This is a genomic window from Rhizobium skierniewicense, assembly GCF_014196515.1.
GTDB classification, from domain to species: Bacteria; Pseudomonadota; Alphaproteobacteria; order Rhizobiales; family Rhizobiaceae; genus Agrobacterium; species Agrobacterium skierniewicense.
The window spans coordinates 13,160-25,156 of the sequence record NZ_JACIDV010000019.1; the positions used below are offsets into that span (position 1 = coordinate 13,160).

The window sequence follows — 11,997 nt, forward strand, 5'->3', positions numbered from 1 at the left end:
TGCTCCCCTTTTGAAGAGGAGCTCTGCAAGCTGCGTGCCAGATCGTGCCGAACCTGGCAAAACGCAGAGAAGCTCGCGTCTCACGAATGTTTCCACCTGACGAATTCTCGTGTTAAACGAAATCTCGTTATTCCGAGTCACGAGATTTCGTATGTTCAGCTTGCGCCAGCTTTTGTTCGACCAGTCGCCACAGGCGCAGATCGTCATCGATGCCGATCAGGATGCGATCGTCGACGCCAATGCCGCTGCCTGTCGTCTGCTGGGCTACGATCGTGCTCTCCTTCTCGAGACGAAGGTGAGCGATCTTCACGCCGAGCAGCTGCCGACACTGATCGTCTTTACCCAGGCCGTTCTCGCAAAGGGCACCTATCGAACGACACGGCTTCTCCCGCGTCACGCTCTTGGTCGCGAGCTGCATGTGGAATGTATCGGATCGCTGATCGGCAAGAGCACTGACAGACGCCTGATCCTGCTGATCATCGAGGATCTCGGAGAGCGACAGCGCCGTACCATAGACGATGCCGCTGAGGATTTCATGGGGGGAGGTCTGACCGAGTGGCAAAGGGCCGAGCGGGTGTTCAGGGATATCGAGCGGGAGAACCGGCTGATCCTTCGGGCCGCCGGCGAAGGCATCTACGGTGTCAATGCCGAGGGCAAGACCACGTTCGTCAATCCGGTGGCGGAACGCCTGCTCGGCTGGACGGCCGAGGAACTTTCCGGTCGCGACATCCACACCATCATCCACCATACCAGACCTGACGGCAGTCATTATCCGCACGACCAGTGCCCGATCTACGCGGCATTCAGCGACGGCGCCGTGCATCGCGTCAACGATGAGGTGTTCTGGCGCAAGGACGGGACCCCGGTCTGGGTTGAATATACCTCGACGCCGATCCGCGATCGCAACGTCATTGTCGGCGCAGTTATCGTCTTCCGGGATGTCAGCGAGCGCAAGGAGGCCGACAAGAAGCTGCATCTGGCGCTCACGGAGGTCGATCAGTTGCGACAACGGCTGGAACTGGAAAACGCCTATCTGCAGGAAGAAATCCGTATTGAGACCAATACAGCCGGGATCGTTGGTCGCTCGGAGGCTATCCAGGCGACGCTGCGCCAGGTTGCCCTGGTAGCACCGACCGATGCCACGGTTCTGATCACGGGCGAATCCGGAACGGGAAAAGAACTCATCGCGCGTGCCATCCATGAGGCGAGCAGCCGCAAGGACCGGCCGCTGATTCGCGTCAACTGCGCCGCCATTCCCCGCGAGCTGTTCGAAAGCGAGTTCTTCGGCCATGTCAGGGGCGCTTTCACCGGCGCGTTGCGCGATCGCATCGGCCGCTTCGAACTGGCAGACGGCGGCACGTTGTTTCTCGACGAAGTCGGCGAAATCCCCTCCGAGTTGCAGGGTAAACTGCTGCGTATCCTGCAGGAGGGCCAGTTCGAACGGGTCGGCGAAGAGCGGACCCGCAAGGTCGACGTCCGCATCATTGCCGCAACCAACCTCGACCTAAAGCGAGCCGTGCAGGATCGCGAGTTTCGCGAAGACCTCTATTTCCGTCTGGCAGTTTTCCCGATCGAATCCGTGCCCTTGCGGGATCGACCTGAAGACATCCCACTGATCGCTCAGCATTTTGTAGGGCGCCAGAGCATCGCGCATCGGCGCGAACTGACCCTTTCGAACGCCAATATTCAGACGCTGCAGCGATATGCCTGGCCGGGAAATGTCCGCGAACTGCAAAACGTCATCGAACGCGCCGCGATCCTGTCGCGACATGGCCGAATGGATTTCGACCTTCCGGACGCTCCGGCACCGAGAAAATCGCAGCCACGCCCGTCCGATCCCGGCTCAGCAATCCTGACCGAAGCCGAGATGCGCCAACGCGACAGGGAGAACATCCGCAATGCCCTGCAGCGCTGCGGCGGGAAGGTTTCAGGAAAAGAAGGGGCCGCCAAGTTGTTGGACATGAAGCCGACAACGCTCGCGTCGAAGATGAAGGCGCTCGGGATTAATTAGGATCATCTACCGTGCTCGGCTCGAAGGCGACGTTAGCATCTTCAAGCCGTCGGCTCAGTTCCGCGTGGAAACCAACATGGCACTGGAAACTTAACGAGCAGCGGTCAAGAGTTTTGTCCTCCGCTTTTGCTTATGCGGCCTGCAGGCATGCGATTTCATTCGACAACAGCATGGCGGCGGTTCTCAGTTCGCGGTGGTGGTCGGACGGGATATCGTGGCGTGGAACGTGGAAGAGAACGGTGACAGGATCATGAATTGAGACGAAACGCTGAAGATGCCGGGCTGACTTGAAGCCTTTCATGATCCGCTCTCGCCGTCGTGTCGGTTGATGAGAATTTTCCGCCCGGTTATTCAGGCCTTTGTGGGGTCGATGTTCAACACCAGGCATGATGTCGCGCTTTGCAGCGCCGTAGGATCGCAGCTTGTCGGTAATCATGACTCTCGGCGCGTGCCCCTGTCCTTTCAGAAGCTTTCGCATCAGACGTTTTGCGGCCTTGGTATTGCGGCGGCTCTGCACCAGCACGTCGAGAACGAAGCCATCCTGATCGACGGCCCGCCAGAGCCAGTGTTTTTCTCCGCCGATGGAGACGACGACCTCATCGAGGTGCCACTTATCGCCGAGCCGCCCGGCGGCGCGGCGCCGGATGTCATTTGCAAAGTGCCGACCAAATTTCTCGGCCCAAAAGCGTACGGTCTGATGCGAGACGGTGATCCCACGCGCCGCCAGTAGATCTTCAACCATTCGAAAGCTGAGCGGAAACTCGAAATACAGCCAGACGGCATGAGCAATCACTTCAGCCGGAAACCTGTGGCGGCGATAAAGGGGATTACGAACGGCTTGGGTCATGCCGGAAAATCTCTCACGTAAATCGAGGGCCAGTTAACGTTACAGTGCCGTCAAGCTTGCTCGGACAGTCTGGTATCGTAAAGGTTGGCTCGATTGTACCAGCACTCAGATACTTATCAGGATATGAGTGCGATTACATTCGACACGCTTTGATCGCCGACATGCGATATAATTTCGCTGCGTCACTGAAGTAACCGGAAATTCGAGAACTCATCGTTTCGACAAACGGGTCGACCGAAGCGCTGCTATCGTCGAGTTGGACCTGCAGATCACCCCGCGACCGCAAATTGGAGTGACTTCGGCATCACCAGATCGCCCTTACTTGTCTGACATGTTTTTTTGTGATCTTCATGCCTCATCTAAACATGAGGTAGATGGCATTGAAACAGATCCTGGCATTTGGCGACAGTTTGACCTGGGGGGCTGATCCTTCGACCGGTGAACGGCACCCGTTCGAGCAACGCTGGTCGACGTCCCTAGAAAGGGAACTGAAGAGTGCAGCGCAGGTCATCCCGGAGGGGCTGGGTGGCCGTACCACGTGTTTCGACGACTACGCCGCGCCAAACGAGCGCAATGCCGTCAAGGCGCTGCCGATGCTGCTCGCAAGTCATTATCCCCTTGATCTCGTTATCATCATGCTTGGAACCAACGACCTAAAACCGCAACTTTGCGGCTTCGCCAACGGGGCACAGGGCGGAATGCGCCGCCTTGTCCAGCTTGTCCAGCTTTACCCATGGAAGAGCGGCACGCAGGTACCAAAGATCCTGATCGTCGCGCCTCCGCCCTGCCGGCTTACCGGTGACGGCCGTCCTCCGGCCCAGAATCGCTCAATCGAGGAATCGAGGAAGTTCTCCCCCCTCTATGCTGCACTGGCCAAAGAAATGGCTACGGGGTTCTTCGATGCCGGAACTGTCGCCGAGGCCTCCGCCGAAGACGGCGTACATCTCGATGCAGAGGACAGTTGCAAGCTGGGAATTGCTCTTGCCACGCCGGTTCGAACACTGCTCGATATCTAACTCATCCTACAATTGACAATGGATATCATATGTGGTCAGTTTGATCCAATCGCTGGCTGGTGGAGGCCGGGCGTATATCTTGGAGGTTTCATGAACAAGTTGCTATCGACGGTCGCAGCCGTCGCTCTCGGCGTTGGTATAGTGGGCATGCAGTCCCTGCCGGCAAGCGCCGAGACGCCCCCCAACCAGCTCGTCGTTGCCATGTCGATGGCAAACATTCTGTCGCTCGATCCGGCTGGCATCACAGGCCGTGATGCGGTGCTGGTGCTTTCCAGCGTCTACGATAGCCTGATTGTCGCAGACCCGGCAGATCGAACGAAATTCCTGCCGCGCCTTGCCGAAAGCTGGGAAATTTCACCGGACGGCAAGTCGATCACCTTCAAGCTGCGATCTGGCGTCAAGTTCGCATCCGGCAACACGTTTACGGCAGAAGATGTCGCGTATTCGTTCAAGCGCCTGATGACGTTGAACCTCGCGCAGGCCTCTTTCCTGAAGACCCGTGGCTTCAATGCCGACAATGCCAATGCATCTTTCGAAGTCGTCGATGAACTAACCTTCAAGATGAACCTTCCAAAGGCTGACGATCCAAATTTCGTATTGATGACGATCTCGCAGGCTGGTCCCGGCTCGATTGTCGATAGCGCGCTCGTCAAGGCCAATGAGACCGCTGGTGATTGGGGTGCAGCATGGCTAAAAACCAATTCGGCTGGTTCCGGCGCCTACAATCTCCGTGAATGGCGTTCCAACGAATATGTCCTGCTCGATCGCAACAGCGAATACTGGGGCACTGCTCCGGCAATGCGCCGGGTGATGATCCGTCACCTGCCGGAATCGCAGTCCCAGCGTCTTCAACTGGAGCGTGGTGACATCGACGTCGCCTATGCACTGCTTGCAGCCGACCTGAAGGCGCTTGAGACAACCAAGGACATAAAAGTCGAATCCACGCCCGGCGCAGGCTTCTACTATCTGGCGGTCTCAATGAAGGACGAGCGTTTGGCCAACGCCAAGGTGCGTGAAGCTCTGCGTTACCTGATTGACTACGAGGGCATCAACAAGTCAGTCATGCCGTACTATGGCGTATCGCACCAGCGCCCGCTCAGCACCGGCGTCAGGGGATTGCTACCGGATCCGGGCTATAAACTGGACGTTCAGCGGGCCAAAAAATTGCTAGAAGAAGCTGGCTTCAAGGATGGTATGACCGTGAGCCTGCGCGCCCTGTCAGAGCCACCGTTCATCACGGTTGCGACCGCGATCCAGGCGACACTGGGACAGGCCGGCATTAAGGCGGAAGTCATCACCGGCTCTGGCGACCAGATCTACGGCGCAATGCGCGATCGCAAGTTCGAATTGCTGGTTGGTCGCGGCGGCGGCGGGCAGCACCTGCACCCGGACAGCAACCTGCGGGCCCTCGCCTATAATCCGGACAATTCCGACAAGGCTGCACTTTCGAATTATCAAGCCTGGCGCACGAGCTTCTACGATGAAAAGCTCAACACCCTGATCGTTGATGCCCTGCTTGAAAAGGACAGGGAAAAGCAGATCAAGGACTATGAGGATATTCAGGTCTATTACGAGAAGATGATCCCGGCGATCCAGCCGTTCTCCGAAGTCGTCGATACTGCGGCCTACCGCGCCGACGTCAAGGGTCTGATCGTCAATCCGTGGATCTCACGCTTCGAGACCGTGACCAAAGACAGGTAGCATCAAGAGAAAAGGCGGGCCTGCAAGCCCGCCTTTTTTATACCTCCCAAGCCAGATAAGGGCCGGACTTTCGTCCGGCCCTTATCTGTTTTTCAGACGAGATCGGCTGGCAGCAGATCCATCGGAATGTTCTGGTAGCTGACCGGGCGCAGGAAGCGACGGATCGACATGGTCCCGACGCTGGTTGCGCCAAAGTTGGTCGAGGCTGGGTAAGGCCCGCCATGCACCATGGAATCGACGACCTCGACACCTGTCGGAAAGCCGTTTGCAAGCACGCGGCCGGACTTGCGCTCCAGAACCGGAAGAAGACGGCGAGCGTCTTCGGTGTCGCCAGCGTCCATGTGGATCGTCGTAGTAAGCTGGCCCTCGAGGCCCTTGGCCAAACGCACCATGTCATCGACGGAACCCACGCGAACCACAACGCCTAGAGGTCCGAAAACCTCCTCGCCGATCGTATGGTCGGAAAGGAATTCCTCGCCGGTGGTCTCGTAGAGGTTAGGTGATGCCTGTCGCTCCGCGCTTGCGGTCGACAGAACGGACTTGGTAGAATTGCGGACGTCGAAGCGGTCCTTCCCGTCGCGATAGGCCTTGGCGATACCATCGGTCAGCATGGTCTGCGGAGCGACCTTTTCCAGTGCAGCCCGCGTGCTCTCTACGAAAGCATCGGCTTCCGAACCGTCGATAACCACCGCGATGCCGGGATTGGTGCAGAATTGTCCGGCACCCATTGTCAGCGATCCGGCCCAGCCCTCGCCGAGCGACTGGCCACGTGCCTTGACCGCTTCCGGTAGAACGAACATCGGGTTCACCGAGCCAAGCTCTCCGAAGAATGGGATTGGCTCGTCGCGCTGGGCGCACAGGTTAAACAGCGCCCGGCCCCCCGCGAGAGAACCGGTAAAGCCGACAGCCTTGATCAACGGATGAGTGACCAGTGCCTCGCCCACCTTGCGGTCGCCTCCCTGGATGAGGCTGAACACACCCCTGTGCACACCGGTCTTTTCGATGGCTGCATGAATTGCTTCTGCAATGATCTCGCCGGTTCCCGGATGAGCGGAGTGTCCCTTGACGATTACCGGGCAACCGGCTGCAAGCGCTGCAGCCGTATCGCCGCCCGCGGTGGAAAATGCCAGCGGGAAGTTCGACGCTCCGAACACAGCAACGGGGCCGATCGGGCGCTGGAGCAGGCGGATTTCCGGACGTGCGGCAGGCTTGCGCTCCGGAAGCGCCGCATCGACGCGCTTGTCGAGATAGGCGCCCTCACGGATATGTGCGGCGAACAGGCGCAGTTGCCCGGTCGTGCGGCCGCGTTCACCTTCGAGGCGACCAGCAGGCAAACCTGTTTCCTGCGTACCGATTCCAGTGATCTCGGCGCCACGCGCTTCGATCTCGTTGGCAATCGCCTCAAGGAATGTCGCCCGCTCTTCGCGGGTGGAATAGCCGTAGGACCAGAAAGCCTCCTCCGCCGCGTCGGCTGCAAGAGCGACAAGCTCGGGCGTACCGGTTGCGAACTGATGGACTGGACCGGATGCGGGCGAAGAGGCGAAACGTGACGGCCCCTCGACCCATTCGCCGGCGATCAGATGACGGCCATGGGGTATGAAACTCATATCAATTGTCCTTGTAGATGGGATCTTGTGTGAACGGGCCACCCATATAGACCGCGAGCGGGGAGCAGGCTTCGGGGCGCGTTACCGTCTTTTCGAGTTCGATGCGATATCTTTCGGCATTGTCCTTGGGTTTCCAGCCAAGAAAACGGGCCTTGCTATTGTCCCACCAAGAAGAGTCATTGTTCGACACGCCCCAGATTGTCGGGCATCCGAGCATGGGCGCCCGGTACACGCACTCGATCAGCGACGTAAAGTCATCATATGACATCCAGCTCGAAAGCATTCGGTGATTGCGCGGCTCTTCAAAGCACGAGCCAATACGCACGATAGCAGTTTCCTGTCCGAACTTGTCGAAATAGAGCTTCGCGATTGCTTCACCAAAACATTTTGATGCACCATACAAACCATCAGGACGGATCGGGGCATCGACATCGATATATTCATCCTGTCGATAGAATCCGATCGTATGGTTGGAGCTTGCAAACAGGATGCGAGGCTGGCCGTGTGCCCGAGCCGCTTCATAGAGATTGTAGATCCCAATGATATTGGCATTCAGGATCTTGTTGAACGAGGCTTCGACCGATACCCCGCCGAGATGAAGGATTGCGTCGCATCCCTCTACGAGTTGGTCGACCGCCGCCGCATCAGCCAGATCGCATTGGACGATCTCTTCATTGGCTCGGGGTATCCCCATGTCGGAGATATCGGACAACCGCAGGATTTCTGCGTGCGAGGCAAGTCGCTCCCGCATGACCCGGCCAAGTCCACCTGCCGCGCCGGTTATCAGTAGTCGTTTCACGCTGAAAAGCTCCTCTGATTGCTATGTCGGTTTTCCAACATATCATACATGTTGGTCGTTTGCAGTCAATCAGCATGCTTTGAAGCCGCTACTTCACATATAACGCGCCCGCGCCTTGTTTACGCCGGAGAAACAGAGAAAAGACCCAGTGACAGCGCAAGCCGACAAAAAACGTCTGCAAGGCTGGCAATCTTGCAATGTGCGTGGGTAATATCCTCCGCTAACAGATTGAGCCGGGGCATTCTTGTCAATGATCGGCAGCGGCGTCAAGCCGCGCGCTGCCTTGCGAACCGGACAGGATGTCAGTCCGGAAAATTATTTCGCCGCTCGTAACCATACATATAATACAACTTGTTGACAGACATATGTTAAGTCGCCTATACCGTTCGGAACGTCTCCGATGAGGTCAGCAACATGAATCCTTCAGAAATAAAGCAGCGGCTCGGCTCGGGCCTTCTCTCCTTCCCCGTCACGCATTTCGATGCAGAAGGCCGTTTTGCGCCCGAGAGCTACAAGGCTCACGTAGAGTGGCTGTCCGGCTTCGACGCACCCGTCCTTTTCGCAGCAGGCGGCACTGGCGAGTTCTTCTCGCTTTCCCCTTCTGAAATCCCGACCATCGTTTCATCCGCCAAGGAAGCTGCCGGCGACACCGCCATTGTTTCAGGCTGCGGCTATGGCACGGATATGGCCATCGAGATTGCCAAGGCGGCTGAAAAGGCTGGCGCGGACGGTATCCTGATGCTGCCGCATTATTTGATCGACGCACCACAGGAAGGTCTCTTCGAGCACATAAAGCGGGTATGTCATTCCGTTGGCGTTGGCGTGATGGTGTACAACCGCGACAACTCGGTCCTGAATGCTGATACACTCGCTCGCCTGTGCGATGAATGCCCGAACCTGATCGGCTTCAAGGATGGCACCGGCGATATCGGCCTGGTTCGTCAGATCACGGCCAAGATGGGCGACCGACTGATGTACCTCGGCGGCATGCCGACTGCGGAACTGTTTGCCGAAGCCTATCTCGGCGCAGGCTTCACAACGTATTCCTCGGCAGTTTTCAACTTTGTGCCAGGCCTTGCCGTCGATTTCTACAAGGCACTTCGTGCCGGCGAGCGCGCCACTTGCGAACGGATCCTGATCGACTTCTTCTACCCGTTCATGGCCATCCGTAATCGCAACAAGGGTTATGCGGTCTCGGCCGTGAAGGCTGGCGTTCGCCTGCAGGGCTTCAACGCCGGCAAGGTTCGCAGCCCGCTGGCAGACCTGACACGTGAGGAAGAAGGTATGATGGAAGCTCTGATTCAGCCTTACCGCCGCAAGCAGGCCGCCTGATGACAATAGCCTCGGTCCGGCTCATGCCAACGCTGCTATCGTCCAGACCAGCGAGAATTGGCTGATCGACCAAGACCCGCTGGAAATCGAAGGCATCCAGGCGCTGCCGTATAGCGCGCTCCGGGACCTGCGGCAGCGCGTTGTTATTGTTCAAGAATTCAGGATGAAAGAAGCATGACAATCATTCGCAAGCAATCCGGCCCAGCCCCTAAAATCAAGCTGCCGCGCGGCGCAGTCGATAGCCAGATGCACATGTATCTACCGGGCTTTGAAGCCCGCGAAGGAGGGCCACCGCTGCCGGGCGGCGCTTTACCCGATGCGGCACAGTATCGAGAATTCATGCAATGGATTGGCATCGAGCGCGTTGTCATTACGCAGGGCAATGCGCATCAGGCCGACAATAGCAATCTGGTTGCCTGCCTCAAAGAGATGGGCGACCTTGCTCGTGGCGTCGCAGTCATCAAGCCGGATGCGACCGATGCGGAGCTCAAGCAACTGTCGGATGCTGGCGTTGTCGGCGCTCGCATCATGGACCTTCTGGGCGGCGCGCTCGGCCTTTCCGCTCTTGAAGGCGTGGACGAGCGGGCTCAGTCCGTTGGCTGGATGATGGCCGTGCAGTTTAACGGCAGCGATCTTCTCACCCACTTGCCGCACCTTGAGAAGATCGGCTCCAACTGGGTCTTTGATCACCACGGCAAGTTCTTCGACGGTGTTACGGCTGCACATATCGACGCGTTAAAAAAACTGATCGACAAAGGCAATGTCTGGTTCAAGTTCGCCGGCGGTTACGAATCCTCGAAGACGGGAGGCCCGGGTTACGAAGACATCGCAGAGGTTGCCCGTGAGATCGCTGACTACGCGCCTGAACGCATCATCTGGGGCACAAACTGGCCGCACAATCTCGCCAAAACGACGGAAGAATATCCCGACGATGCAGCGTTGACGGATACCGTACTTGGCTGGTTCCGCGATGAGAAAGCCCGTCATCTGGCGCTCGTTGAAAACCCGCAGCAGCTGTTCGGCTTCCCAGCAGTTTGAATGTAAGAAAGACGATATCATGATCATTACCGACGTCTCGGTCAAAACCTTCCTGACCACGACGCGCCGTCATTCCGACAGCGCGGGCCATGCACATCCAGGTGCCCCACATCAGGTGCAGCAGGCTATGCTCGTCATCCGTACCGAGGACGGACACGAGGGCTACAGCTTCACTGCGCCGGAAATTGTTCGCCCGCACCTGATCGAGAAGTTCGTCAAGAAGGTGCTCATCGGTCAGGACCACCGCGACCGCGAACGCCTCTGGCAGGATCTGGCCCACTGGCAGCGTGGTTCTGCCGCGCAACTGACCGATCGTACGCTTGCGGCAGTCGATGTCGCCCTCTGGGATCTGGCAGGTCGCACACTCAACCAGCCAGTCCACAAGCTGATCGGCGCCTATCGCGACAAGGTTCTGACCTATGGTTCGATCATGTGCGGAGACGAACTCGCAGGTGGTCTGGCGACGCCTGAAGACTACGCACGTTTTGCCGAAAAACTCGTCAAGCGCGGCTACAAGGGAATTAAGCTTCACACCTGGATGCCGCCCGTCAGCTGGGCGCCGAATGTCAAGATGGATCTGAAGGCCTGCGCCGCCGTTCGCGAAGCGGTCGGCCCGGATATCCATCTGATGATCGATGCTTTCCACTGGTATAGCCGCGTTGATTCCCTGGAACTCGGCCGGGGGCTGGAAAAGCTTGGCTTCGACTGGATCGAGGAGAGCATGGACGAGCAGTCGATGGCGTCCTACAAGTGGCTCGCCGACAATCTCGATATTCCAGTACTTGGGCCTGAAAGTGCTGGCGGCAAGCACTGGCATCGCGCCGAATGGATCACTTCCGGTGCAGTCGATATCCTGCGCACCGGCGTCAACGACGTCGGCGGTATCACCCCGGCACTGAAGACGATGCGTCTTGCAGAATCCTTCGGCATGGATTGCGAAGTCCATGGCAACACCGCGATGAACCTGCATGTCGTCGCATCCGCCAAGAATTGCCGTTGGTACGAGCGCGGCCTGCTGCACCCGTTCCTCGAATACGACGATGGCTTCGACTACCTGAATTCACTGTCCGATCCGATGGACGAGAACGGTTATGTTCACGTGCCCAACCGTCCGGGCATTGGCGAGGATATCAACTTCGATTTCATCGACAACAACCTCGTCAAGAACCCCGCATAAACAGACTGCAACAAGCCAGATGGACATCGGGAGAGTTCATCTGTCGGTGGAGGTTTCATGATAATCGTCGCGGAGGAAGACATGCGTCGTGAGGAAGCGACGCCGCATGGCAAGATTGGAATGTCGACGGCATTCCGGATGACGGCCGATATCCCGAACCGGACGATGGAATTCAGGAAACGCATCCTTCATTCCGGTTCGGCCATCGGCACGCACCCGATCGATCATGACGAAGTCTATTATGTCGTCTCAGGCGAGGGCGAGGTTCATTCCAACGACCAGACGAGTTTTCTCGGGGCTGGAATGATGGCCTATCTTTACAGCGGCGATACGGTCGGCATCCGCCAGATTGGCGAGACGCCACTCGAATTGATCATTTCCTACCCGCTCGCAAACCTTGTATTTGATTGACAATCCGCGATGACATATGACAAATAAAATAAATATGTATGATGAGAGTGTCTAGCGC

Annotated in this window: 10 protein-coding genes; 7 read left to right on the forward strand and 3 right to left on the reverse strand. The window is 57.7% G+C overall.

What is annotated here, in order from left to right; genetic code table 11:
* The first annotated feature begins 151 nt into the window (after positions 1–151).
* Positions 152–2,011, forward strand: coding sequence for a sigma 54-interacting transcriptional regulator (locus tag GGQ73_RS21545; RefSeq protein WP_174154538.1), 1,860 nt, complete (start codon positions 152–154; stop codon positions 2,009–2,011).
* A 130-nt stretch (positions 2,012–2,141) separates the two neighbouring features.
* On the opposite strand, the gene GGQ73_RS21550 is transcribed toward GGQ73_RS21545, so the two are convergent.
* On the reverse strand, positions 2,142–2,858 hold the full coding sequence (locus tag GGQ73_RS21550) for an IS6 family transposase (protein WP_183897800.1): 717 nt from the start codon (positions 2,856–2,858) through the stop codon (positions 2,142–2,144).
* A 380-nt stretch (positions 2,859–3,238) separates the two neighbouring features.
* Between GGQ73_RS21550 and GGQ73_RS21555 the strand changes: the two genes are divergently transcribed.
* Positions 3,239–3,874 carry an SGNH/GDSL hydrolase family protein gene (locus tag GGQ73_RS21555; RefSeq protein ID WP_183897824.1) on the forward strand — a complete coding sequence of 212 codons (636 nt, stop codon included), beginning with the start codon at positions 3,239–3,241 and terminating at the stop codon, positions 3,872–3,874.
* A gap of 90 nt (positions 3,875–3,964) precedes the next feature.
* Positions 3,965–5,575 (forward strand): ABC transporter substrate-binding protein, encoded by a 1,611-nt coding sequence (locus GGQ73_RS21560; protein WP_183897801.1) that lies wholly within the window; start codon positions 3,965–3,967, stop codon positions 5,573–5,575.
* 92 nt (positions 5,576–5,667) lie between these two features.
* Here the strand turns inward: GGQ73_RS21560 and GGQ73_RS21565 are convergent, their stop codons facing one another.
* Positions 5,668–7,182 carry an aldehyde dehydrogenase (NADP(+)) gene (locus tag GGQ73_RS21565; RefSeq protein ID WP_183897802.1) on the reverse strand — a complete coding sequence of 505 codons (1,515 nt, stop codon included), beginning with the start codon at positions 7,180–7,182 and terminating at the stop codon, positions 5,668–5,670.
* Between the two features lies 1 nt (position 7,183).
* On the reverse strand, positions 7,184–7,981 hold the full coding sequence (locus GGQ73_RS21570) for an NAD-dependent epimerase/dehydratase family protein (protein WP_183897803.1): 798 nt from the start codon (positions 7,979–7,981) through the stop codon (positions 7,184–7,186).
* 414 nt (positions 7,982–8,395) lie between these two features.
* Here GGQ73_RS21570 and kdgD point away from each other — a divergent pair, with 414 nt between their 5' ends.
* From kdgD to GGQ73_RS21590, 4 genes are all read left to right on the forward strand, one after another.
* The gene (gene kdgD / locus GGQ73_RS21575) at positions 8,396–9,313 is read left to right on the forward strand and encodes a 5-dehydro-4-deoxyglucarate dehydratase (RefSeq protein ID WP_183897804.1); all 918 of its coding nucleotides are present in this window, start codon (positions 8,396–8,398) and stop codon (positions 9,311–9,313) included.
* 174 nt (positions 9,314–9,487) lie between these two features.
* Positions 9,488–10,351 (forward strand): amidohydrolase family protein, encoded by an 864-nt coding sequence (locus tag GGQ73_RS21580; protein ID WP_183897805.1) that lies wholly within the window; start codon positions 9,488–9,490, stop codon positions 10,349–10,351.
* 19 nt (positions 10,352–10,370) lie between these two features.
* Positions 10,371–11,528: a mandelate racemase family protein gene (locus GGQ73_RS21585; RefSeq protein ID WP_183897806.1), complete on the forward strand. Its 1,158-nt coding sequence runs from the start codon at positions 10,371–10,373 to the stop codon at positions 11,526–11,528.
* A 57-nt stretch (positions 11,529–11,585) separates the two neighbouring features.
* Entirely contained in the window at positions 11,586–11,939 is a 354-nt protein-coding gene (locus tag GGQ73_RS21590; RefSeq protein ID WP_183897807.1) for a cupin domain-containing protein, read from the forward strand.
* The last annotated feature ends 58 nt before the right edge of the window (positions 11,940–11,997 follow it).